This is a genomic window from Streptomyces sp. SAT1 (assembly GCF_001654495.1).
Classification (GTDB): Bacteria; Actinomycetota; Actinomycetes; order Streptomycetales; family Streptomycetaceae; genus Streptomyces; species Streptomyces andamanensis.
Window position 1 is genome coordinate 6,971,739 of sequence record NZ_CP015849.1, and the last position, 23,639, is coordinate 6,995,377.

Consider the following 23,639-nt stretch of genomic DNA (forward strand, 5'->3'; position numbering starts at 1 on the left):
TTGGCCACTTGTTCACCCGCGGCCCCTGATTCCCCGCGCCGCGATGGGCAGAAAGTGGTCGGCGGTCCGGACGCCCCCCGCCGGACCGCGACATCGTGAGAGCTTCACCCGTTCAAGAAGGAGCACAGATGTCCGAGTTGACACGCCGTAGACTCCTGGGCTCGGCCGCCGGCGCACTGGGCGGCGCGGCGGCGCTCTCCCTCCTCCCGCCGAGCGTCCAGAAGGCCGTGGCCGCCGAGCCGCCCCGGCACAGCTCGCTGCGCGACATCGAGCACGTCGTCCTGCTGATGCAGGAGAACCGGTCGTTCGACCACTACTTCGGCACGCTCAAGGGCGTCCGCGGCTTCGCCGACCCGCACGCGCTCAAGCTCGGCACCGGGCGTTCGGTCTTCTACCAGCCGGACACCGAGAACCCCCGCGGCTACCTCCTGCCCTTCCACCTGGACACGCACACGTCGAGCGCCCAGGCCATCCCCTCCACGAGCCACGCCTGGTCGGTGCAGCACGAGGCGTGGAACAACGGGAAGATGGACCGCTGGCTGCCCGCGCACCGCAAGGCCGACGGCGTCAACGGCCCCTATGTGATGGGCTACTACACGCGCGAGGACATCCCGTTCCAGTTCGCGCTCGCCGAGACCTTCACCGTCTGCGACAACTACTTCTGCTCGGTGTTCGGCCCGACCTGGCCGAACCGGCTGATGTGGATGACCGGGTCCATCGACCCCGACGGCACCCACGGCGGCCCGATCACCAACAACACCGCGCCGACGCCGTACCGCTGGACGACGTACGCGGAGCGCCTCCAGGCGGCCGGGGTCAGCTGGAAGGTGTACCAGCAGGACGACGACTACGGCTGCAACCTGCTGGAGCAGTTCGCCGCCTTCAAGAACGCCCGGCCGGGCTCCGAGCTGTACGAGCGCGGGGTGCGCCCGCAGCCCGAGGGCACCTTCGAGGACGACGCCCGCAACGACCGGCTGCCCGCCGTCTCCTGGATCATGCCGACCAGCCACCAGTCCGAGCACCCGGACTACCTGCCGGCCGCCGGGGCGGACTTCGTCGCCTCCAAGATCGAGGCGATCGCCGCCAACCCGAAGGTGTGGCGCAAGACCGCGTTCATCCTCAACTACGACGAGAACGACGGCCTGTTCGACCACGTGCCCCCGCCGACGCCGCCCGCGGGCACCCCCGGCGAGTTCATCAAGGGCCTGCCCATCGGCGGCGGCTTCCGTGTCCCGGCCATCGTCGTCTCGCCCTGGACGGTGGGCGGCTGGGTCGCCACGGAGGCATTCGACCACACCTCGGCCCTCCAGTTCCTGGAGCGCTTCACCGGTGTCGAGGAGCCCAACATCACCGACTGGCGGCGGGAGACCTTCGGCGACTTCACCTCGCCCTTCCGCTTCTCCCACAGCCGCCCGCGCCCGCCCCGGCTGCCGCACGACACGGCGGAGCAGCTGGAGAAGGCGAAGGAGGAGGTGGCGACGCTGCCGAAGCCGACGCTGCCCGGCGCCGACCAGACCTTCCCCCGCCAGGAGCGGGGACACCGGCCGCACCTGTGAGCGGCGGGTCCCGGGCCCGTCCGCCGACGGGTCCGGGACCGCGGCCCGCCGGTCCTCGGGAGAGGGGACGTCAGAACCTGGGCACCGGTGCCTGGCTCTCCACCATCTCCGCCGCCTCCTGAGGGGTCGCCACGGAGGGCGGGGAGCCGGCCAGCGGGCGGCGGGCCGTCTCCTTCATGCAGGCCACGGCGACCACGCCGACCAGGGCCGCGGCCATGGCGTAGTACGCGGGCATCAGCTCGCTGCCGGCGACCGAGATCAGCGCGGTGATCACCAGCGGGGTGGTGCCGCCGAAGAGCGAGGTGGCGACGTTGTAGCCGATGGACAGGGAGCCGTAGCGCACCTCGGTCGGGAACAGGGCGGGCAGCGCAGCCGACATCGTGCCCAGCATGCACACCAGGGACAGTCCGAGCATCAGCATGCCGCCGGCCAGGGCCACCGGGCTGCCCTGCCCGACCAGCAGGAACGCGGGCAGCGACAGCACGAGGTAGCCGAGCATGCCGGCCATCAGCACGGGCTTGCGGCCGATCCGGTCGGACAGCCGGCCCACCTGGTTGATCAGCAGCATCAGCACCACCATGGTGCCGATGAGGATCAGCAGGCCGTTCGTCTCGGAGTAGCCCATCTCGTCCGACAGATAGGTCGGCATGTACGACAGGAGCATGTAGTCGGTGATGTTGTAGGCGCCGACCAGGCAGATGCACAGCAGCAGGGAGGGCCAGTACTGGCGGAAGATCTTCGCCAGGTCGCCCTTCGCGGTCGTCTCCACCGCGGACGCCGCCTCCGAGGCCCGGTGCAGGGAGGCGTCCTCCAGCTTCTGGAAGGCGGGCGTCTCGTCCAGCCGCAGCCGCAGGTACAGACCGACCATCCCGATCGGCCCGGCCACCAGGAACGGCACGCGCCAGCCCCACGACTCCATCCCGCCGCTGCCGAGGACCGTGGTCAGCACCGTCACAAGACCGGCGGCGCCGACATAGCCCGCCAGCGTGCCCAGCTCCAGGAAGCTGCCGAAGAAGCCCCGGCGCCGGTCGGGCGCGTACTCCGCGATGAACGTGGAGGCGCCGCCGTACTCGCCGCCCGTGGAGAAGCCCTGCACCAGCCGGAAGAAGATCAGCAGGGTCGGGGCCCAGAAGCCGATCGTGCCGTACGACGGGATCAGACCGATCGCGAACGTCCCGATGGCCATCATGATCATCGTCATGGCGAGGACCGATTTCCGGCCGATCCTGTCGCCCAGCGGTCCGAACACCATGCCGCCCAGCGGCCGCACCAGGAAGGACACGGCGAAGGTCGCGAACGACGACAGCAGCTCGACCGTGGCGTTCCCGGACGGGAAGAACACATGGCCGATCGTGACCGCGAGATAGCTGTAGATGCCGAAGTCGAACCACTCCATGGCATTGCCCAGCGAGGCGGCCTTCACGGCGCGCCGTACCGCGTGCTCGTCGGTGACGGTGATGTCGGTCCGGCGCAGCGGGGGATTCCTGCGGCGTTCCGCGGCGCGGAACAGCGTGCGGTGCCGCCTGCGGGCGCCCTGATCGGCGTCGCTCTCCCGGGAATCCTCTGCGTTGCCCGCCATGGGGGCTCCTTCCTGCCGGCGCACTGACATCCAGGAGACCGCCTGCTCACCCGTGGCGACGGCAAACTGGCCGGGGTCCGCAAGCGAGATTCGCCACGTCGGCGGTATCGGCCACCGGGGCGCCGCGGCCGGGAAGCGGAGATCGTCCGGCTCCGGGCCCTCGCCTCGCGCCGCGGCGGCGGCCGGCGGCGCGGTGCCGTCAGCCGGCGGTCCGGGCCGCGGCGACGGCCTGCTCGCCGTATCCGCCGCCGAACAGCACCGCGTGCACCAGCAGCGGGAAGAGCTGATGGATCCCGACGCGTGCGGACCAGCCGTCCGCGAGGGGCGCCACCTCCTGGTAGCCCGCCAGCACCCGGCCCAGGTGCGGGCAGCCGAACAGCCGCAGCATCGCGAGGTCGGTCTCGCGGTGGCCGCCGTGCGCGGCCGGGTCGATCAGCCGGACCCGGCCCTCGGGGTCCCACAGCACGTTGCCGTTCCACAGGTCGCCGTGCAGCCGCGCCGGAGGTTCGGCGGGCCCCGCCAGCTCGGGCAGCCGCTCCATGACGTCCTCGACGACCGCCGCCCCGGCCGGGCGCACGGCGCCCGTGTCGACGGCCCGGCGCAGATAGGGCAGTACCCGGTGCTCGGCGTACCAGCGCGGCCAGTCGGCGCCGGGCGTGTTGCGCAGCGGAGCGCGCCCGATCCGCGCCTCCTCGGGGCCGCCGGGCGGCGGCGCCCCGAACGCGGGCGCGCCCGCCGCGTGCAGCGCGGCGAGGTCGCGGCCGAACCGGTGCGCGCCCCGGGCGTCCGGCCGCCCCGGCGCGACCCGGTCGGTCACCAGCCACCGCGCGTCATGGCCGTGCACCGCCGGGATCCGCACGGTGCCGGCGGCGGCCAGCCAGCGCAGCCCGGCCGCCTCGGCGCGCACCGCGCCGGGGTGCTCGTCGTGTTTGACCATCACCACCCGGCCGTCGTCCAGCGCCACTTCGGTGAGCGCGGCGGACAGCCTGCGCCGCACGGCGGCCCCGCGCCCGGTCAGCCGGGCCGCGGCGGCGGCAGCCCCGGCGGCATCGGGTCCGGGGCCGGAGTCGCCGGCCGGGCGGGCCGTCATGGCGTCAGGCGCTCCCGTGTCCAGGCGAGCAGGCCGGGCACCGCCGACTCGATCATGGCGAGAACCTCCTCGAAGCCCTCAGGACCGCCGTAGTAGGGGTCGGGGACGTCGAGATCGCCGGACGCGTCCGGGTCGAACGTGCGCAGCAGGCGCACCCGGGACGGATCGGCCACGAGGCGGCGCAGCGCCTTCTCGTGGCCGCGGTCCATGGCCAGGAACAGATCGGCGTCCAGATGCTCGGCACCTACCTGCGCGGCCACGTGTTCGACCGGATAGCCGTGCCGGGCCAGCGACTGCCCGGCCCGCTCGTCGATGGCCTCACCGGCGTGCCAGGGGCCGATGCCGGCGCTGGTGACCCGCACCGCGTCGGCGAGGCCCGCCCGGCGCAGATGCTCGGCGAACACCAGGGCGGCGGACGGCGACCGGCAGATGTTCCCGCTGCAGACGAAACAGATGTGCACGGCACCAGCGTACGGAACCGGCGGCGCGTGCCGTACGGGCGGGAGCGGCGGGCCCGGCCGCCCGTTCGGCCACCCCACCCGGCCGGGCCGATTTCCGCAGGGCTCGATCCGCCGTGTCCGGGTACGCGGGTGGGGCAGCCGGTCATGGCGGCGGGAGCGCGACGGGGGCCGGGAAGGCGGCGGGCACGGTGGCGGCGCCCCGGGGGAACGGGAGGTTCACCCCGTCGGGGCGGGCCCCGTGCGGCGCACTCCGGGCCGTGAGAGATTGACAGGGCCGATGCCCGTTAAGGGTGTTTTGTCTGAATCTCTCGGACCGAACGGCAGGACCGGCGCGAGCAGCCGGGTACGGCGGCCCCGTCGGGGCGACCGGCAATCGGAGAGTACGCGGGCCGCGCACGCACCGTGGTGACGGCCAGGAGTGGAGGAACGGTACGCATGAGCGAGGCCAACCCCATCAAGCAGGCAGCCCGGAAGGTCGCCGACGCGCTCCAGGGCGACGGCGACGGTCCGCAGGACGGCATCCCGGGCAAGCCGGGCGCCGAGTCGCCCTCCCTGGAGGAACCGACGCAGCCGAGGGAGCCGCTGCCGGCCAAGCCCGACCAGACCGGGCCCGAGACCGTCTCGCCCACGGGCCAGCCGACCGGCGCCGAGCAGGCCCGCATGGCGCAGAGCGGGAGCTATCTGACCACCGCCCAGGGCGCCCGGCTGTACGACACCGACCACTCGCTCAAGGCGGGCCCGCGCGGACCGGTGCTGATCCAGGACCACCATCTGCGCGAGAAGGTCATGCACTTCGACCACGAGCGCATCCCCGAGCGCGTGGTCCACGCCCGCGGCGCCGCGGCGCACGGCGTCTTCCAGAGCTACGGCACGGCGGCCTCGGTGACCAAGGCCGCGTTCCTCGCCGAGGACGTCGAGACACCGGTCTTCGTCCGCTTCTCCACGGTGCTGGGCTCGCGCGGCTCCTCCGACACGGTGCGCGACACCCGCGGTTTCGCGACCAAGTTCTACACCAGCGAGGGCGTCTTCGACCTGGTCGGCAACAACATCCCGGTGTTCTTCATCCAGGACGCCATCAAGTTCCCCGACGTCATCCACGCCGGCAAGCCGCAGCCCGACCGGGAGATCCCGCAGGCGCAGAGCGCCCACGACACCTTCTGGGACTTCGTCACCCTGCACACCGAAGCGGCCCACCACACCCTGTGGAACATGTCGGACCGGGGCATCCCGCGCTCCTTCCGGATGATGGAGGGCTTCGGCGTCCACACCTTCCGGCTGGTCAACGCGAGCGGCGAGACGACGCTGGTGAAGTTCCACTGGAAGCCCAAGCTGGGCGTGCACTCCCTGGTCTGGGAGGAGGCGCAGATCGCCAACGGCGTCGACCCCGACTTCCACCGCCGTGACCTCGCCGACGCCATCGAGGCGGGCGCGTACCCCGAATGGGAGCTGGGCATCCAGACCTTCCCCGACACCCCCGACCAGACCTTCGAGGGCATCGACCTGCTGGACCCCACGAACATCGTCCCCGAGGAGATGGCCCCCGTGCAGCGGGTCGGGCGGCTGGTCCTGGACCGCAACCCGTCGAACTACTTCGCCGAGACCGAGCAGGTCGCCTTCCACGTCGGCCACCTCGTCCCCGGCATCGACGTCACCGACGACCCGCTGCTCGCCGGGCGACTGTTCTCCTACCTGGACACCCAGATCACCCGTCTCGGCGGCCCCAACTTCGGGCAGATCCCGATCAACCGCACGCACGCCCCGGTCAACGACATGCTGCGCGACGGCTTCCACCAGACCGCCGTGCACCGGGGCGTCGCCCCCTACCGGCCCAACTCCCTCGACGGCGGCTGCCCGTTCACCGCGGGCGCGGACACGGGAGCGTACATCGAGGTGCCCGTGCGCGTCCCCGAGGGGAGGAAGGTCCGCGAGGCGCCTGAGTCCTTCTCGGACCACTTCAGCCAGCCCCGCCGGTTCTGGCTGTCCATGAGCCCGGTGGAGCGCGAGCACATCATCGGCGCGTACACCTTCGAGCTGAGCAAGTGCTACGAGCAGGCCATCCAGGAACGGGGCCTGCAGGTGCTGGCCAACATCGACCCCGAGCTGTGCGCGAAGGTCGCCGCCGGGCTCGGTCTGCCCGCGCCGGAGCCCACGGTGCCGCTGGCCGACGTACAGCCCAGCCCCGCGCTGTCCCAGGTCGGGCAGACCTGGCCCACGGAGGGCCGGGTCATCGGGATCGTCGCCGGTCCGGACGGCGACCTGGAGGGCGTACGGGCCGTACGCGAGGCCGTGCTGACCGCCGGGATGGTGCCCCTGGTCGTGGCGCCGACCGGCGGCACCCTGGGGGACGGCGCCGACCCGCTGTCGGCGCAGCGCACCTACGCCAACGCGCGGTCCGTGGAGTTCGACGCGCTGCTGGTCGCCGGGGTCCCGGGCGTGGGCGCCGACGCCTACGGCGCCCGGGACGCCAAGTCCCCGCTGCCCTCCGCGCAGCAGGCGGCCCACGACCCGCGCGTCGGGCTGCTGCTGTCCGAGGCGTTCCGGCACGGCAAGGCGATCGGCGCCTGGAAGGGCGCCGAGGCCGCGCTCCAGGCGGCGGGCGTGCCCACCGACGCGCCCGGTGTGGTGCTCGTCGACAGCGGGACGGCCGCCCTGGAGCAGATCACCCGCCTGCTGGGCGCGCACCGCGTCTGGGAACGGTTCCCGGCGGACGCCTGACCGGCCGCCACCCCGCCCGTGCCTGTGCCCGTGTCCGTTCGTTCCCACGGGCACGGGCACGGGCGCGGGCACGGATGCGGGCACGCCCGCGGCCTGTGGCCAAGGCCACGCCCTCCGGGAGGCCCGCGCCATAGGCGGCGCGGGCGCCGCGGGCTTACGGTGCCGGGCAGCACCCGGCGCGGCCGGGTGCTGCCCCTGTGCCCGTGAACCAGCCCGAACGGCCCGGCAGTGCTCGAAGACCTCTCCCCGCTCATCGCGGCGACCGCCCAGTGGCTGACCGCCGCGTATCCCGCGTCCGGTGGCGCGCTGGCGTGTGCCCTGTGCGAGGTGCAGGCACGCCAGGCGGTCACGGTCGCGGCCTGGCTGCGCTATCCCACGCCGGTGGACGCCGCACTGGTCGGCATGGCGGGCCCCGGCGGCTCCGGCCGTCTCGACCGGGTGACCGGAGCGGACGGCATCGCGGCCGGCGAACCGGCGGATCCCGACGAACACGCCTGGCGCACCTGGGTCGACGAGGTCGTGGCGAGCTGGGCGGCCTGCCTGCTCACCGATCCCGTGCTGGCCGGCCGGGCGGTGGCGGCGCTGGCCGGGAACGGCCGTGCGGCGCACCCGGAGGCCGAGTTCCGGCGTCTGCTCAGCCCCGACGAGCAGGACCACCGGGCGGCGGCACTGCTGCGCCATCCCGATCTCCTGGCCCCCGTGGCCGCGCTCCACCGCGCCCAGCTCCTGGACCGGCTGGACCCGGACCCGGCCCTGGCGGCATGAGCCGCGGCGGACGCCGCACCGGCCCGCTGTCCGGGCCGGTGCGGCTGAGTCCGGGCGCCTTCCCGCCGCGGGCTCAGCGCGAGCCCAGCGCTTCCCCCACCGCGTTACGGGCCGCGGGCAGGGCTGCGGTGCGGTCGGCGGGTACCAGTCCGATGCGGGTGCGGCGGTCGAGGAGGTCGGCCTCGTCGAGCGCGCCCTCGTGGCGTACGGCCCAGACCAGTTCGGCGCGGGTGACGGGGTGCCCCTCCAGCACGGGTGCGCGCAGTGCGGGGTGGTCGGTGCCGAGGGCGTGGACGGCGGGTGCCTCGGTGCCGTAGCGGCGGATCAGCCGGCGCGGTGCGGGAAGGGCGGCGAGGGCCGCGGGCGAGGCGGCGCCGACGAGCGGCAGGGCGGCGGTCGGCGAGGGCCCGGCGGGCAGCCGGTGCGTGCGCACGGCGGCGTCGACGGCGTCCTCGGCCATCCGCCGGTAGGTGGTGAGCTTGCCGCCGACGACGGTGGTCACTCCGTCCGGTGAGGTGAGCACCGCGTGCTGGCGCGAGACGTCGGCGGTGCGGACGGCCCCGCCCGCGCCCGCCTCGCCGGGGGCCGTGTCCAGGAGCGGGCGCAGCCCCGCGAACGCCCCCACCACGTCGTCGCGGTGGACCGGCACGTCCAGCGCGGAGCCCAGCACGTCCAGCAGGAACCCGATGTCCGTCTCGGGCGCCTCGGGCACGTCCGGGACCTCGCCGTCGACGGGTTCGTCGGTGAGCCCGACGTAGACCCGTCCGTCGCCCTGGGGCAGCACCAGCACGAAGCGGTTGGTCTCGCCGGGCACCGGGATGTGCAGGCCGGCGGGCAGCGGCCCCAGCCGCTCGGCGCGCAGCACGAGGTGGGTGCCGCGGGAGGGCCGGATCCGGATGCCCTCGACGAGCCCGCCCGCCCACACACCGGAGGCGTTGACCACGGCACGGGCCCTGATCTCGCCCTGCTCGCCGGTGAGTTCGTCGCGGATCAGGGCGCCGGCGGAGGTCAGGGAGAGGGAGCGCACCCGGGTCAGGATCCGCGCGCCGTGTGCCGCCGCCGTACGGGCGACGGCGGTGACCAGGCGGGCGTCGTCGGTGAGCCGTCCGTCCCAGGACAGCAGGCCGCCGCGGAGCCCGGTGCCACGCAGCGCGGGGGCCAGATGGCGGGTCTCCACGGCGGACAGGCGGCGCGGCGCGGGCAGGGTGGAGCGGGCGGTGCGTGCCGCGAGCCGCAGCCCGTCGCCCGCGCGGAAGCCGGCCCAGGCCAGGGCCGCCTGTCCGCGGGAGACCAGCGGCGTCAGCGGCAGCACGAACGGCTGCGCGCCGACCAGGTGCGGTGCGGTGCGCTCCATCAGCACCCCGCGCTCGACCGCGCTCTCGTGGGCGACGTCGAGCTGCGCCGAGGCGAGGTAGCGCAGCCCGCCGTGGACGAGTTTGGAGCTCCAGCGCGAGGTGCCGAAGGCCAGGTCGTGCGCGTCGACCGCGGCGACCGAGAGCCCGCGGGCGGCGGCGTCCAGGGCGACGCCCGCACCGGTGGCGCCCAGCCCGATCACCAGGACGTCCACGGCCGGGCCCCCCGCGGTCAGGGCCAGTTCGCGCGCCCGGCGCGCCGCGGTCAGCGAGGAGCCCGCGAGGGGGCCGGCGGGAGTGGCGCGGGGGCGGGCGGTGCTCATGGCGTGAGGGTCCTCTCCAGGATGGTCCGCAGCTCGGCGAGGAACGCCTCCGCGGACAGCTCGGGATCGTCCTCGTCGGTCATCGTGCGCAGCGACAGGGTGAAGGACTGGACGACCAGCAGCAGCGACCGGGCCTGCCGCGCGGGGTGGGCCGGGCGCACCGAGCCGTCGGCGTGGCCCTCGCGCAGGGCGTCGGCGACCAGGTCGAGCAGGGCCTCCTGGCTGGCGCCGCGCCGGTCGAGCACATAGGGGAGCAGCAGTTCGGGATCGACGTCGACGATCTTGCGGAAGAGCGGGTGCGCGCGGAACGCCGCCACCCCGGCCACCAGGCCGTCGACGATCAGGGCGCGCGCGCTCGTCCCGGGACGGCGTTCCGGCATGGCGCCGGTGGCGACCCCGATCCACTCCCGGGTCATCAGATCGCCCACCAGGGAGCGCACGTCCGGCCAGCGCCGGTAGAGCGTCATCCGGGAGACGCCCGCGCGGCGGGCCACGTCCGTCAGCGTCGTACGGCGGACCCCGACGGCCAGGACGCAGTCGCGCACGGCGTCGAGCACCGGATCCCCGGACGGAGCGGCCGGGCCGTCCCCGTTCTCCTGCTCCCCAGCATTGTGACGAATAGGCGTCATGTGTAACAGTGTAACGCCCCCAGCTGAACCCCGCCCCGTCTCCGCCTCCGACGCGCCAGCACCCCCCACGCCCCGACGACCCGACCGGTGAGGAACAACCCATGGACATGCTGTGGAGCGGCTGGGGCGACCCGGCCGAGGCCGCACCGCTGCCCGCCCCCGTGACCGGCCTGCTGCGCGACCTGCTCGGCGTCGAGCCGGGCGCCCCCGCCCCGGCCGGCCCGGACGAGCTGAGCGTCCCCGCCTCCCCGCTGACCGCCGCCGCCCGCCGCGCCCTGGCCGACGCCGTGGGCGAGGAGGCGTATGTGCGCACCGACGCCGAGGCGCGGATCCGCCACACCCGCGGCAAGTCCACCCCCGACCTGCTGCGCATCCGCGGCGGCGACCTCACCGACCTGCCCGCGGCCGTGGTGCTCCCGGACGGACACGACGAGGTGCTCGCCGTGCTGCGCGCCTGCGCCGCCCACGGCCTGGCGCTCGTGCCGTTCGGCGGCGGCACCTCCGTCGTCGGCGGCCTCGCCCCCGAACACCGGGGGCGGGTCCGGCCCTTCGTCGCGCTCGACCTGCGCCGGATGAACCGCCTGCTGGACCTCGACCCGGTCTCCCGGACCGCCACCCTCCAGCCCGGTCTGCGCGGCCCGCGGGCCGAGGAACTGCTCGCCGCGCACGGATTCACCCTCGGCCACTTCCCGCAGTCCTACGAGTGGGCCACCCTCGGCGGGTTCGCCGCCGCCCGCTCCAGCGGCCAGGCGTCCGCGGGCTACGGGCGCTTCGACGAGATGGTGCTCGCGCTGACCCTCGCCACGCCCGAGGGGACCCTGGAGGCGGGCCGCGCCCCGCGCTCGGCCGCCGGACCCGACCTGCGCCAGCTCGTCCTCGGCTCCGAGGGCGCGTTCGGCGTCATCACGTCGGTGACGGTGCGGCTGCGCCCGCTGCCCGAGGTGCGCCGCTACGAGGGCTGGCGGTTCGCCTCCTTCGACGCGGGCGCCGCCGCCCTGCGCAGGCTCGCCCAGGACGGACCCCGCCCGACCGTGCTGCGCCTGTCCGACGAGACCGAGACCCTGATCGGCCTGGCCCAGCCCGACGCCATCGGGGCGCCCCTGGAGCAGCGGTCCGCCGGCTGCCAGGCCGTCGCCGGTTACGAGGGCACCGCCGAGGACGTCGCCCACCGCGCCGAGCGGGCCGCCGCCGTCCTGCGCGAGTGCGGCGGCACGCCCCTCGGCGAGGAACCGGGACGGCGCTGGGCGCACGGCCGGTACTCGGCGCCGTATCTGCGCGACGCGCTGCTGGACGTGGGCGCGTTCGCCGAGACGCTGGAGACCGCCGCCTTCTGGTCCCGGATCCCCGCGCTGTACGCCGCCGTGCGCGACGCGCTCACCGGGACGCTCACCGAGGCGGGCACCCCGCCGCTGGTCATGTGCCACATCTCGCACGTCTACGAGAACGGCGCCTCGCTGTACTTCACCGTGGTCAGCGCCCAGGGCGAGGACCCCGTGGCGCACTGGGCGCCCGCCAAGCGCGCCGCGAACGAGGCGATCCTCGCCGCGGGCGGCACCATCAGCCACCACCACGGCGTGGGCACCGACCACCGCGACGCGTACGTCAAGGAGGCCGGACCGCTCGGCATCGGGGCCCTGCGCGCCGTGAAACAGCGGCTGGACCCGGCCGGACTGCTCAACCCCGGTGTCCTGCTGCCCCTCGACCCGCCCCGCGCCTGACCCCGTCACCCGAGCCCCGTCACCCGAGCCCCGCCGCCCGCGCACCGGCCCCCGCCGTCCGCGCCGTCCGTCCCGTCCGTCCGCGCCCACCTCGCCGGAGGCCCACCGATGCGTCAGTTCACCGCCGTCGTCAACCCGACCGCGGGCGGTTCCGCCGGTGCCGCCGCGCTGCTGCGGGTGGGCAGGCTGCTCCGGGAGGCGGGCGCCGGTCTGGAGACGGAGTACAGCCGCAGCCTCGCCCACGCCCAGGACCTGGCGCGGCGGGCGGGGGAGCGCGGCCGGGTCGTCCTCGCGGTGGGCGGCGACGGCATCGCGGGCGGGGTCGGCGGCGCGCTCAGCGGTACCGGGACGCTCTTCGGCCTGGTCCCGGCCGGCCGCGGCAACGACTTCGCGCGGGCGCTCGGACTGCCCGCCGACCCGGCCGGACTCGCCGCCGTGCTGCTCCACAACGCCCCGCGCCGGGTCGACACCATCGAGGTGGAGTCGGCGGTGCACGCCCGCACCGTCGTCCTCGGCAGCGTGTACGCGGGCGTCGACGCGCTCGCCAACCGGCACGCCAACCGCTCCCGGCTGCTGCGCGGCGCCGCCTCCTACTACGCGGGCGGACTGCGGGCCGTCGCCACCTGGCGCGCCGCGAGCTACCGGGTCACCGTCGACGGCGAGGAGCACCTGCACCGCGGGTACACCGTGGTGGCCGCCAACTCCGCCTACTACGGCTCGGGCCGGATGATCGCGCCGGGCGCGCGGGTCGACGACGGCCTGCTCGACGTCGTGCTGATCCGCGCCGCCCCGCGCCGGCTGTTCTTCACCCTGATGAACGAACTGAAGTCCGGGGGACACGTGGACCGGCCCGAGGTGCGTGTGCTGCGCGGCCGGGAGATCCGCGTCGAGGCCGACCGGGCCGTCCCCTACGGCGCCGACGGCGAGGTCGACGCCGTCCTCCCGGTCACGGCACGCGTCCTGCCGGGCGCGCTCGACGTGCTCTGCTGACCGGCGGACCGCATCACCCCCGGCACACCGCGGACGGCCGCGTCAGGAGCAGCCCCAGGCCGACATGCCCTGGAGCGCGGCGAGCCGCCGGGCCACCGCGATCTGCTCGCGGCGCGTGGCCAGGTCCGCGCGGGGCGCGTACTGGAGGCCGCCGGCCGCGATCCAGCTCGACTGGGCGAACTGGAGCCCGCCGTAGTAGCCGTTGCCCGTGTTGGCGTTCCAGTCGCCGCCGGACTCGCACGCCGCGATGGAGTCCCAGTCGGCGGTGAGGGTGCCGAAGGGCGAGGCCGCCGCGGCGGGCCCGCCGGCCAGTGCGGCGGCGGTCACCGTGACCAGCAGTGCCCCGCGCAGTCCGCGACGACGTGAGTGACGAACGGGGGCCCGGTCCAGGCGGACGGCGGCCCTGTCGGTGTTCTGCTGCCAGATCATGTGCAGACTGTCACATCATATGAACGTGGTGTGACGGAGCGACGCGCCGCTGTTCACCCGCCGAGACCCGCGGAGATTCCATGCAGACCTTCCTGCCCTGCCCCGGCTTCACCGAGTCGGCGCAGGTGCTCGACCGCCGCAGACTGGGCAAGCAGCGCGTCGAGGCCCTCCAGGTGCTGCGCGGTCTGACCGTCCCCGGCTACGGCTGGCGCAGGCACCCGGCGGTGCGCATGTGGGCCGGGTACGAGGAGGCGCTGGTCCGCTACGGCCTGGACGTGTGCCGCGTCTGGCGCGGATACGGCCACCAGGACAGCTGTGCCGCCACGCTCGTCGCCGACCTGGCCGCCCACCGCCCCGGCGCGCGGGCGCGCGAGCAGTCCGAGCTGGCCGCCGCCGGTGAACTGCCGCCCTGGCTCGGCGACGAGGCCCTGCACCTCAGCCACCGGTCGGCGCTGGTGCGCAAGGACCCGGACCACTACGCGCGGCTGTTCCCCGGGGTGCCCGACGATCTGCCGTACGTGTGGCCCGGCTCGGACCGGCCCTCCGGCGCCTGAGCCGCGCACCGCTCCCGTGGTCACCGCATGGAAGCCCCTGGCCAGGGCACCCGGAAGAGGTGGCGTCCCGCGTCGGCGGACCCACGGCGGACCGTGTGGGAGAACGCATGGGAGTGCTGTCCCGGGTGGATTCCTACCAGCGGCGGCACCGCTGGGCGGGCCTGCCGCTGGCCGTCGTCTACAAGTTCTACGACGACCAGGCGGCCTATCTGGCCGCGCTGCTGACGTACTACGGCTTCCTGTCGCTCTTCCCGCTGCTGCTCTTCCTGGTCGCGGTGCTCAGCGCCGTGCTCAGCAGCAGCCCCCACCTCCAGCACGCGGTGCTCAACTCGGCGCTGAGCGAGTTCCCGGTGATCGGGGACCAGCTCGTCCACAACATCCACTCCTTCCAGGGCAACGCGGTCGCCGTCGCGGTGGGTGTGGCGGGCAGCCTCTACGGGGTGCTCAACGTCGCGCAGGCCGCCCAGCACGCGCTGAACAAGATCTTCGCGGTGCCCCGGTACGCCCGGCCCGACCCGTTCCGCTCCCGGCTGAAGGGCCTGAAGTTCCTGTCGCTGCTCGCCCTCGGACTGTGCGTCACCACCGGTCTGTCCACCACCGCCCAGTGGGCCGCCGGCCTGTTCGCCGCCCGGCTCGCCGTCGGGGTGCGGGTCGCCGCCGAGGCCCTGGCCGTCGTGCTGAACGCCGCGCTGCTGATCGCCAGTTACCGGCTGCTGACCCGCAGACGGCTGCCGCTGCGCGTGCTGTACGGCCCGGCGCTGGGCGCCGCGTGCGCCTGGCAGGCGCTGCTGTGGGGCGGCACCTACTACGTCGATCACGTGCTCCAGGGCGCCACGGCGACGTACGGCCTGTTCGGCATCGTGCTCGGCCTGCTGGCGTGGATCTACCTGGGGGCGCTGGTGTACCTCGGCACGGCGGAGATCGGCGCCGTGCGGTGCATGCGGCTGTGGCCCCGGAGCCTGCTGACCCCCTTCACCGACCGCGTCCACCTCAGCGCGGGCGACCAGCGGGCCTACCGCTCCTACGCGACGACCGAGTCCTTCAAGGGCTTCGAGAAGATCACCGTCCACTTCGACCCGCCCCCGCACGCGCGCCCCGGCGACGCGCACGAGCCGGGGGACGACGAACCCGGCCGCCCCGGCTGAGACCGGGCACCGGTGGCGGCGGTCACCGCGCGGCCGGGACCCGCAGCGCCAGCAGGGCCACATCGTCGTCGTACGTCTCGCGCCGGCTCACCAGCGCCTCGCACAGCACCTGCGGCGGGGCCGCGGCCAGCGCGGCGGCGTGCGCGGCCAGGTCCCGCAGACCGGTGTCGATGTCCTGGCCGCGGCGCTCGATCAGACCGTCGGTGAACAGCAGCAGGGTGCTCGCGGCCGGCAGCGTGCGGCGGTGGTCGGGCCGGGGCAGCGAGGGATCCACCCCGACCGGGATGCCGTGCTGCTCGGGCGCCAGCACGCACACCGTGCCCTCGGCGGTGACCAGCAGCGGCGGCGGATGCCCGGCGTTGGTCCAGCACACGGTGTAGCCGGTGCCCGGCGCGTGCTCGATCCGGGCCGCCACCAGGGTGGCCGCGGTCGCGTCGCCGTACAGGGCGAGCGCCCGGTCGAGCGCGTCCACGACGAGGCCGGGCGGCCCGCACCGGTCGAACGCCAGGGCCCGCAGCATGCTGCGGATCTGCGCCATCACCGGCGCCGCCTCCACGTCGTGCCCGGTGACGTCGCCGACGACGACGAAGACCGCGCCGTCCGGCAGCACCATGGCGTCGTACCAGTCGCCGCCGAGCCGGGGCGGCTCGGCCGCCGGTTCGTAGCGCGCCGCCACCCGCAGCGGCCGCAGATCGGGCAGCACGGGCAGCATCCGGCGCTGGAACTGCTCGGTGGCCCGCTTCAGCCGCTGGTACAGCCGGGCGTTCTCGATGCTGACGCCCGCCGCGCTGGCCAGCGCGGTCAGCAGGGCCTCGTCCTCGTCGCCGAACGGCCTGCCGTCCCTGCGGTCGGCGAGGTACAGGTTGCCGTACACCGTGCCGCGCACCGTCAGGGGCACCCCGAGCAGCGTGGTCATCGGCGGGTGCCCGGCCGGGAACCCGACCGAGCGCGGGTCGGCGCGCACATCGTCCACCCGCAGCGGCCTGCGGTCGGTGACGAGGCTGCCCAGCAGCCCGTGGCGCTGGGGCAGCCCGGCCTCGGCCCTGAGCCGTTCGGCCTCCGCGTCCGCCCCCACCGTGATCAGATCGGTGAAGTCCCCGCCCTCGCCGAGCACGCCGAGCGCGCCGTACCGGGCGCCGACGAGATCGGCGGCGACGTCCACGATGTGCTGGAGCAGGGTCCTGGTGTCCACCTCCGCGCTCATGGCCACCATGGCGTCCAGCAGCCGGTGCAGCCCGCGCCGGCCGGCTCCCTCCGGTGCGGGGGCCGTCCGTCCGGCCGTCTCGGCGCCCGGGACGGGCCGCCGTGGGTCGTCGGGCATGCAGGTACCTCCCGCCAGGGGCCGGAGCCCCGTTCCTTCCCCCGCGGTGCCCCGGCACGATCACCCTACGCCGACCCCCGTACGGAGGCTTTCCGATGATTCGCACGATTGGCTGCTTGTGAGCTGATACCACCCGATCAAGACTGGTCGACGGCCGGATTCCGACATGCGCGGGGACGCGTCCGGCGGCACCCCGGCGCGAGAGAGGCAGGAGCGTGGGCACCGACCGCTCGGGGGAGGCCCTCGAACGTCTGATGCGCTCGGCGCAGTACTTCTTCCCCGGGGAGCAGTCGCCCGACCGGCGGGTCCTGTACCGGGACGGCGGGCGGGGGGCCGACGAGTTCTACCGGGAGCGCTGGCGCCACGACCGGGAGGTGCGCTCCACCCACGGGGTGAACTGCACGGGCTCCTGCTCCTGGCGGGTGTTCGTCAAGGACGGGATCATCACCTGGGAGACCCAGGCCACCGACTACCCCTCCGTGGGCCCCGACTCGCCCGAGTACGAGCCGCGCGGCTGCCCGCGCGGCGCGGCCTTCTCCTGGTACACCTACTCGCCGACCCGGATCCGCTATCCCTATGTGCGCGGCCCGCTGCTGGACCTGTGGCGCGAGGCCAGGGCGCGCACCGCCGACCCGGTGGCGGCCTGGGAGTGGCTGACCGCGGACCCCGGGCGCACCGCGGTCTACAAGCGGGCCCGCGGCAAGGGCGGCTTCGTGCGCTGCACCTGGCCGGAGGCCGTCGAACTGATGGCGGCCGCCCAGGTGCACACGGTCAAGCGGTACGGCCCCGACCGCATCGTCGGCTTCTCGCCGATCCCCGCGATGTCCATGGCCTCGTACTCGGCGGGCACCCGCTATCTGTCGATGATCGGCGGGACGATCTCCTCCTTCTACGACTGGTACGCCGACCTGCCGATGGCCTCGCCGCAGGTCTTCGGGGACCAGACGGACGTACCGGAGTCGGGGGACTGGTGGAACTGCGGCTATCTGATCGTGTGGGGCACCAACCTGCCGATCACCCGCACCCCCGACGCGCACTTCATGACCGAGGCCCGCTACCGCGGCCAGAAGGTGGTCGTGGTCTCCCCGGACTACGGCGACCACACCAAGTTCGCCGACGAATGGCTCGCGGCGGCCCCCGGCACCGACGGCGCGCTGGCCATGGCCATGGGCCACGTCATCCTCACCGAGTTCCACCGCGACCGGCCGGTGCCGCGCTTCACCGAGTACGCCAAGACCTACACGGACCTGCCCTTCCTGGTGCGGCTGCGGGAACGCGAGGGCATGCCGGGCGTGTACGTGCCGGACAAGTTCCTCACCGCCGCCGACCTGCCGGGCCACGAGGGCGCGGAGGCCGCCGCGTTCAAGACCGTGCTGCTGGACGCCCGCACCGGCGAGCCGGCCGTGCCCAACGGCTCGCTCGGCTTCCGCTGGACCGCTCCCGAGGACGGCCCCCGCTGGAACCTCCGCCTGGAGGACACCGACCCGCTGCTGTCGCTGTACGGGCGGCCGGACGGCGAGGCGGTGGCGGTGGACCTGCCGCGCTTCGACGCCGGACCGGGCCGGGCGCAGGACACCGTGCGCCGCGGCGTGCCCGCGGCCCGCGTCGGCGGCCACCTCGTCACCACCGTCTACGACCTGGTCCTCGCCCAGTACGCGGTGGGCCGCCCCGGGCTGCCCGGCACCTGGCCCACCGGCTACGACGACGCGAGCGTGCCCTGCACGCCCGCCTGGCAGGAGGCCATCACCTCGGTGCCGGCGCGGGCGGCGGCCCGGATCGCCCGCGAGTTCGCCCGCAACGCCGAACGCACCGGCGGCCGGTCCATGATCGCCATGGGCGCGGGCACCAACCACTGGTTCCACTCCGACCAGATCTACCGCTCCTTCCTCTCCCTGCTGCTGCTCACCGGCTGCCAGGGCGTCAACGGCGGCGGCTGGGCGCACTACGTCGGCCAGGAGAAGGTCCGCCCGCTCACCGGCTGGTCGCACCTCGCCTTCGGCCTGGACTGGCAGCGGCCCACCCGGCACATGGCGGGCACCCCGCTCTTCTGGCTGGCCACCGACCAGTGGCGCTACGAGGCGTTCTCCGCCGACCTGCTCACCAGCCCGCTCGGCCGGGGCCGGCTCGCCGGCCGCACGCTGCCCGACTGCAACGCGCTCGCCGCCCGCCTGGGCTGGATGCCCTCCCACCCGGCGTTCGGCCGCAACCCGCTCGACCTGTGCGACGAGGCCGAACGCGCCGGCAAGGAGGTCGCCGACCACGTCGTGGACGAACTGAGGTCGGGGCGGCTGCGGTTCGCCGCCGAGGACCCCGACGACCCGGCCAACTTCCCCCGTGTCCTGCTCATCTGGCGCGCGAATCTTTTCGCGTCCTCGATGAAGGGCCACGAGTACATGCTGCGCCACCTGCTCGGCACCGACGACGCCGTGACCGCCGCCGAGACACCGCCCGGCCTGCGCCCCGAGGAGGTCACCTGGCGCGATCAGGCACCGGTCGGCAAGCTCGACCTGTCGGTGGCCGTCGACTTCCGGATGACCAGCACCTGCCTGTTCTCCGACGTGGTGCTCCCGGCCGCCACCTGGTACGAGAAGTACGACCTGTCCTCCACCGACATGCATCCCTTCGTGCACGCCTTCAACCCGGCGATCGCACCGCCCTGGGAGGCCCGCAGCGACTTCGACGTCTTCCACGCGCTGGCCGCCGAGTTCTCCCGGCTCGCAGCCGCCCACCTCGGCGTGCGCCGGGACGTCATCGCCTCCCCGCTCGCCCACGACACCCCCGACGAACTGGCCCAGCCGCACGGGCGGGTGCGCGACTGGAGGGCCGGCGAGTGCGAGCCCGTGCCCGGCCGGACCATGCCGCGGCTGACCGTCGTCGAACGCGACTACACCAAGGTCGCCGAGAAGATGGCCGCCGTCGGGCCGCTGCTCGACACCCTCGGCACCTCCACCAAGGGCATCACCTGGAAACCCGGACCGGAGATCGACGACCTGCGCTCGCGCAACGGCACCGTGCGCGGCGGCGTCGCCGACGGGCGGCCCTCCATCGCCCGCGACGACCAGTTCTGCGAGGCGCTGCTCGCGCTGTCCGGCACCACCAACGGCCGGGTGGCGATGCAGTCGCTGCGCGCCCTGGAGGAGAAGACCGGCGTGCCGCTCGCCGACCTGGCCGAGGAGCGCTCCGGCGACCGCATCACCTTCGAGGACACCCGGACCCAGCCCCGCGCGGTCATCACCTCCGCCGAGTGGTCCGGCACCGAGTCCGGCGGCCGCCGCTACTCGCCCTTCACCGTCAACGTCGAACGCCTCACGCCCTGGCACACCCTGACGGGCCGTCAGCACTTCTTCCTCGACCACGACTGGATGGCCGAGTTCGGTGAGCAACTGCCCGTCTACCGGCCCCCGCTGAACCTGCTCGCCCAGTTCGGCGACCCGCGCAGACATCCGGCGGGACACCCCGAACTCGTGGTGCGCTACCTCACCCCGCACTCGAAGTGGTCCATCCACTCCGAGTACCAGGAGAACCTGCTCATGCTCACCCTGTTCCGCGGCGGGCCGGTGATCTGGATGAGCCCCCTGGACGCGGAGAAGATCGGCGTCGCCGACAACGACTGGATCGAGTCCTACAACCGCAACGGCGTCGTCGCCTGCCGCGCCGTGGTCACCCACCGCATGCCCGAGGGCACCGTCTACATGCACCACACCATGGACCGCCATCTGAACGTCCCGCGCACCGAGACCTCCGGACTGCTCGGCGGCGGCGACAACTCCCTGACCCGGCTGCTGATCAAACCCACCCATCTGATCGGCGGCTACGCGCAGTTCACCTACGCCTTCAACTACATCGGTCCCACCGGCAACCAGCGGGACGAGTTCACCGTCATCCGCCGCCGCGCGCAGGAGGTCGACTTCCGGTGAAGGTCATGGCCCAGGTGGCGATGGTGATGAACCTCGACAAGTGCATCGGCTGCCACACCTGTTCGGTGACGTGCAAGCAGACCTGGACCAACCGGCCGGGCACCGAGTACGTCTGGTTCAACAACGTGGAGACCAAGCCGGGCACCGGCTACCCGCGCCGCTACGAGGACCAGGACCGCTGGAAGGGCGGCTGGACCCTGAACCGGCGCGGCAGGCTGCGGCTGCGCTCCGGCGGCCGGGTGCGCAAGCTGCTCACCCTCTTCTACAACCCCGAACTGCCCGCGCTGGACGACTTCTACGAGCCGTGGACCTACGACTACCGCAGCCTGACCACCGCCCCGCTCTCCGACCGCTTCACCAGCGCCCGCCCCAAGTCCCAGCTGACCGGCCGCGACATGCGGCCCGTGCACGGCCCCAACTGGGACGACGACCTCGCCGGGGCGCAGGACCACGCCCGCTCGGATCCCAACCTGAAGGACCTGGGCGAACGGGTGCGTCTTGAGTTCGAGCACACCTTCATGTTCTATCTGCCGCGCATCTGCGAGCACTGCCTCAACCCGTCCTGCGTCGCCTCCTGCCCCTCGGGCGCGATGTACAAGCGGGAGGAGGACGGCATCGTCCTGGTCGACGAGGACCGCTGCCGCGGCTGGCGGATGTGCGTCTCCGGCTGCCCGTACAAGAAGGTCTACTTCAACCACCGCACCGGCAAGGCCGAGAAGTGCACCTTCTGCTACCCGCGCATCGAGGCCGGGCAGCCCACCATCTGCTCCGAGACCTGCGTGGGCCGGCTGCGCCACCTCGGCGTCCTGCTCTACGACGCCGACGCCGTCCTGCACGCCGCCTCCGTGCCGGACGAGAAGGATCTCTACGAGGCCCAGCTGTCGGTCTTCCTGGACCCGGACGAACCCTGGGTGCGGGAGGCCGCCGCACGCGACGGCGTGGCCCCCGACTGGATCGAGGCCGCCCGGCGCTCCCCGGTGTACGACCTGGTCAAACGGCACCGGGTGGCGCTGCCCCTGCACCCGGAGTACCGCACCCTGCCCATGGTCTGGTACGTCCCGCCGCTCTCGCCGGTCGCCGACGCCGTGCACACCACCGGCCACCACGACGACGATCCCGACCGGATCTTCGCCGCCATCGACGAGCTGCGCATCCCCGTCGAGTACCTGGCGAACCTCTTCACCGCCGGGGACACCACCGTCGTCGAGGGCGTACTGCGCAAACTGACCGCGCTGCGCGCCCACATGCGCGCCCGGCAGCTCGGCGACCCCACCTCCGCCGCGCTGCTGGAGCGGGCCGGCGCGAGCGCCGCCGACCTGGAGGACCTGTACCGGCTGCTCGCCGTCGCCAAGTACGACGAACGCTATGTGGTGCCCAAGGCGCACGCCGAGGACTCCGGGGCGCTGATGGCCCAGCACTGCTCCCTCGACCGGCCCGGCGGCGTGGGCGACCGGGCGGCGGACGACGACCCGCTCGGCCCGCTGCCGCCGCCCGCGCTGCCCGGACTCGCCGCGCCGGGCGGCGGCGGCCACTTCCGCGACAGCGACGGGCAGGTGCGCTTCAACCTGCTCGGCTGGAACGGCGACGGCCCCGCGCCGGGGCTCTTCGGCACCCCGGACGCCTCGTGAGCCCCCGCCTGTCCGGGCGCCGGGCCGCCGTCGGCACCCCGCTCGTGCACCGCCTCGCGAGCGTCCTGCTGCGCTACCCGGACCCGGCGGTGCTCGCCCGCCTCGACGACGTGTGTGCCGTCCTCCCGGCCGTCGCCGACCCCGCCGACCGGGCCCGGCTGGCGGCCGTCGCCACGCATCTGCGCGCCCTGGCGCCGACCGAGGCCGCCGCCCGCTACGTGGCCACCTTCGACCACACGCGCAGCCGGAGCCTGCACCTGACGTACTACCGGCACGGCGACACCCGCGCCCGGGGCATGGCACTGCTGGCCCTCAAGCACGCCTACCGCCGGGCGGGGCAGGACCCGCCCGAGAGGGAACTGCCCGACTTCCTGCCGCTGATGCTGGAGTTCGCGGCGCTCGCCCCCGAGCCGGGCCACCGCGTCCTCCTCCAGTGCCAGGCCGGCCTCGAACTGCTGCGCGGGGCGCTCGCCGAGCGCGGCGACCCGTACACGCCCGTGCTGGACGCGGTGTGCGGGCGGCTGCCCCGGCCGGGCCGCCGCACGCTGGCCGACTGGCGGCGCCGGGCCGCCGAGGGCCCGCCCGGCGAGGAGGTGGGCCTGGAGCCCTTCGCCCCGCCCGAGTACCTGGCCGCAGCAGGTCACTCCCCGGAGCCCCGCGCGCCGCACCCCGCCCCCGAACCCCTGCCGACCGGAGAGAGCCGATGAACTCCTGGGACCTGTGGTGGTGGGTCATCCTGCCCTACCTCGCCCTCGTCACCTTCGTCGTCGGCCATGTCTGGCGCTGGCGCTACGACCAGTTCGGCTGGACCAGCCGCTCCACCCAGCTCCAGGAGCACCGCCTGCTCAAGTGGGGCGGCCCGCTCTTCCACTACGGGACCTTCGCGGCCGTGGCGGGACATGTGCTGGGCATCCTGGTTCCGGAGTCCTTCACCCGGTGGCTGGGCGTCCCCGAGGACGTCTACCGCTGGTTCTCCTCGATCGGCGGCACCGTCGCCGCGCTCGCGGTGATCGCCGGAGTCGCGGTGCTCGCCCTGCGCCGCACCACCGTGCCCCGGGTGCGCGCCGCCACCAGCCCGGTCGACTGGGTGGCGCTGGTGCTGCTGGCGGTCGTGATCGTGCTCGGGATCATCCCGACGCTGGGCATCAACCTGTTCGGCGCGGGCTACGACTACCGGCGCAGCGTGGCGCTGTGGTTCCGCGGGCTGTTCGCGGGCGACCCCGACGTCGCGGCCATCGCGCACGCCCCGCTGATCTACCGGGTGCACGCCACCGCCGCCTGGGCGATCCTCGCGGTGTGGCCCTTCACCCGGCTGGTGCACGCCTGGAGCATCCCGCTGTGGTATCTGTGGCGTCCCTACGTCCTCTACCGGCGCCGAGTCCCGACCCGTCCGGCGGAGCCGGGCACCGGCGGACGCCGCTGGCGCCGCATCGGCGTCCGCTACTGAACAGCCGCCGGCACCCTCAC

At 74.2% G+C, this 23,639-nt stretch carries 18 protein-coding genes; 11 read left to right on the forward strand and 7 right to left on the reverse strand.

Annotated features, from left to right (window positions below):
* Nucleotides 1-128 precede the first annotated feature (128 nt).
* On the forward strand, nucleotides 129-1,556 hold the full coding sequence (locus A8713_RS29755) for an alkaline phosphatase family protein (RefSeq protein ID WP_064536825.1): 1,428 nt from the start codon (nucleotides 129-131) through the stop codon (nucleotides 1,554-1,556).
* A gap of 70 nt (nucleotides 1,557-1,626) precedes the next feature.
* On the opposite strand, the gene A8713_RS29760 is transcribed toward A8713_RS29755, so the two are convergent.
* From A8713_RS29760 to A8713_RS29770, 3 genes are all read right to left on the reverse strand, one after another.
* A complete protein-coding gene (locus A8713_RS29760; protein ID WP_064536826.1) occupies nucleotides 1,627-3,135 on the reverse strand; it encodes an MFS transporter in 1,509 nt (502 codons plus the stop codon).
* A gap of 199 nt (nucleotides 3,136-3,334) precedes the next feature.
* Complete coding sequence (locus tag A8713_RS29765; RefSeq protein WP_064536827.1) at nucleotides 3,335-4,225, reverse strand: fructosamine kinase family protein; 891 nt, start codon at nucleotides 4,223-4,225, stop codon at nucleotides 3,335-3,337.
* On the reverse strand, nucleotides 4,222-4,686 hold the full coding sequence (locus tag A8713_RS29770) for a low molecular weight protein-tyrosine-phosphatase (protein ID WP_064536828.1): 465 nt from the start codon (nucleotides 4,684-4,686) through the stop codon (nucleotides 4,222-4,224). Before A8713_RS29770 ends, A8713_RS29765 begins: the two co-directional genes overlap by 4 nt.
* A 435-nt stretch (nucleotides 4,687-5,121) precedes the next feature.
* Between A8713_RS29770 and A8713_RS29775 the strand changes: the two genes are divergently transcribed.
* Together A8713_RS29775 and A8713_RS29780 are read left to right on the forward strand one after the other, a co-directional pair.
* A complete protein-coding gene (locus tag A8713_RS29775; RefSeq protein WP_064536829.1) occupies nucleotides 5,122-7,401 on the forward strand; it encodes a catalase in 2,280 nt (759 codons plus the stop codon).
* Nucleotides 7,402-7,629: 228 nt separating this feature from the next.
* Nucleotides 7,630-8,166, forward strand: a complete 537-nt coding sequence (locus A8713_RS29780; RefSeq protein ID WP_064536830.1) for a hypothetical protein — start codon at nucleotides 7,630-7,632, stop codon at nucleotides 8,164-8,166.
* Between the two features lie 73 nt (nucleotides 8,167-8,239).
* On the opposite strand, the gene A8713_RS29785 is transcribed toward A8713_RS29780, so the two are convergent.
* Together A8713_RS29785 and A8713_RS29790 are read right to left on the reverse strand one after the other, a co-directional pair.
* Entirely contained in the window at nucleotides 8,240-9,841 is a 1,602-nt protein-coding gene (locus A8713_RS29785) for a glycerol-3-phosphate dehydrogenase/oxidase (RefSeq protein ID WP_064536831.1), read from the reverse strand.
* Nucleotides 9,838-10,470, reverse strand: a complete 633-nt coding sequence (locus A8713_RS29790) for a TetR/AcrR family transcriptional regulator (protein WP_107440736.1) — start codon at nucleotides 10,468-10,470, stop codon at nucleotides 9,838-9,840. Before A8713_RS29790 ends, A8713_RS29785 begins: the two co-directional genes overlap by 4 nt.
* 101 nt (nucleotides 10,471-10,571) lie before the next feature.
* Here A8713_RS29790 and A8713_RS29795 point away from each other — a divergent pair, with 101 nt between their 5' ends.
* Entirely contained in the window at nucleotides 10,572-12,188 is a 1,617-nt protein-coding gene (locus tag A8713_RS29795; RefSeq protein WP_064536833.1) for an FAD-binding oxidoreductase, read from the forward strand.
* A 108-nt stretch (nucleotides 12,189-12,296) separates the two neighbouring features.
* Nucleotides 12,297-13,178 (forward strand): diacylglycerol kinase family protein, encoded by an 882-nt coding sequence (locus A8713_RS29800; RefSeq protein WP_064536834.1) that lies wholly within the window; start codon nucleotides 12,297-12,299, stop codon nucleotides 13,176-13,178.
* 42 nt (nucleotides 13,179-13,220) lie between these two features.
* Here A8713_RS29800 and A8713_RS29805 read toward each other — a convergent pair whose 3' ends face one another.
* Nucleotides 13,221-13,607, reverse strand: a complete 387-nt coding sequence (locus tag A8713_RS29805) for a transglycosylase family protein (protein WP_064536835.1) — start codon at nucleotides 13,605-13,607, stop codon at nucleotides 13,221-13,223.
* An 80-nt stretch (nucleotides 13,608-13,687) separates the two neighbouring features.
* Between A8713_RS29805 and A8713_RS29810 the strand changes: the two genes are divergently transcribed.
* Both A8713_RS29810 and A8713_RS29815 read left to right on the forward strand, forming a co-directional pair.
* Complete coding sequence (locus tag A8713_RS29810) at nucleotides 13,688-14,161, forward strand: MSMEG_6728 family protein (protein ID WP_064536836.1); 474 nt, start codon at nucleotides 13,688-13,690, stop codon at nucleotides 14,159-14,161.
* Between the two features lie 107 nt (nucleotides 14,162-14,268).
* Entirely contained in the window at nucleotides 14,269-15,306 is a 1,038-nt protein-coding gene (locus tag A8713_RS29815; protein ID WP_064537800.1) for a YihY/virulence factor BrkB family protein, read from the forward strand.
* Nucleotides 15,307-15,328: 22 nt separating this feature from the next.
* Here the strand turns inward: A8713_RS29815 and A8713_RS29820 are convergent, their stop codons facing one another.
* A complete protein-coding gene (locus A8713_RS29820; RefSeq protein WP_064536837.1) occupies nucleotides 15,329-16,627 on the reverse strand; it encodes a PP2C family protein-serine/threonine phosphatase in 1,299 nt (432 codons plus the stop codon).
* Between the two features lie 254 nt (nucleotides 16,628-16,881).
* Here A8713_RS29820 and A8713_RS29825 point away from each other — a divergent pair, with 254 nt between their 5' ends.
* From A8713_RS29825 to narI, 4 genes are read left to right on the forward strand one after another with little or no spacing between them, the layout of a single operon-like run.
* Entirely contained in the window at nucleotides 16,882-20,544 is a 3,663-nt protein-coding gene (locus A8713_RS29825; protein WP_064537801.1) for a nitrate reductase subunit alpha, read from the forward strand.
* The gene (gene narH / locus A8713_RS29830) at nucleotides 20,541-22,172 is read left to right on the forward strand and encodes a nitrate reductase subunit beta (protein ID WP_064536838.1); all 1,632 of its coding nucleotides are present in this window, start codon (nucleotides 20,541-20,543) and stop codon (nucleotides 22,170-22,172) included. The genes A8713_RS29825 and narH overlap by 4 nt, the downstream gene beginning before the upstream one ends.
* Nucleotides 22,169-22,879, forward strand: a complete 711-nt coding sequence (gene narJ / locus A8713_RS29835) for a nitrate reductase molybdenum cofactor assembly chaperone (RefSeq protein ID WP_064536839.1) — start codon at nucleotides 22,169-22,171, stop codon at nucleotides 22,877-22,879. Before narH ends, narJ begins: the two co-directional genes overlap by 4 nt.
* Nucleotides 22,876-23,619: a respiratory nitrate reductase subunit gamma gene (gene narI / locus A8713_RS29840; protein ID WP_064536840.1), complete on the forward strand. Its 744-nt coding sequence runs from the start codon at nucleotides 22,876-22,878 to the stop codon at nucleotides 23,617-23,619. The genes narJ and narI overlap by 4 nt, the downstream gene beginning before the upstream one ends.
* Nucleotides 23,620-23,639 lie beyond the last annotated feature (20 nt).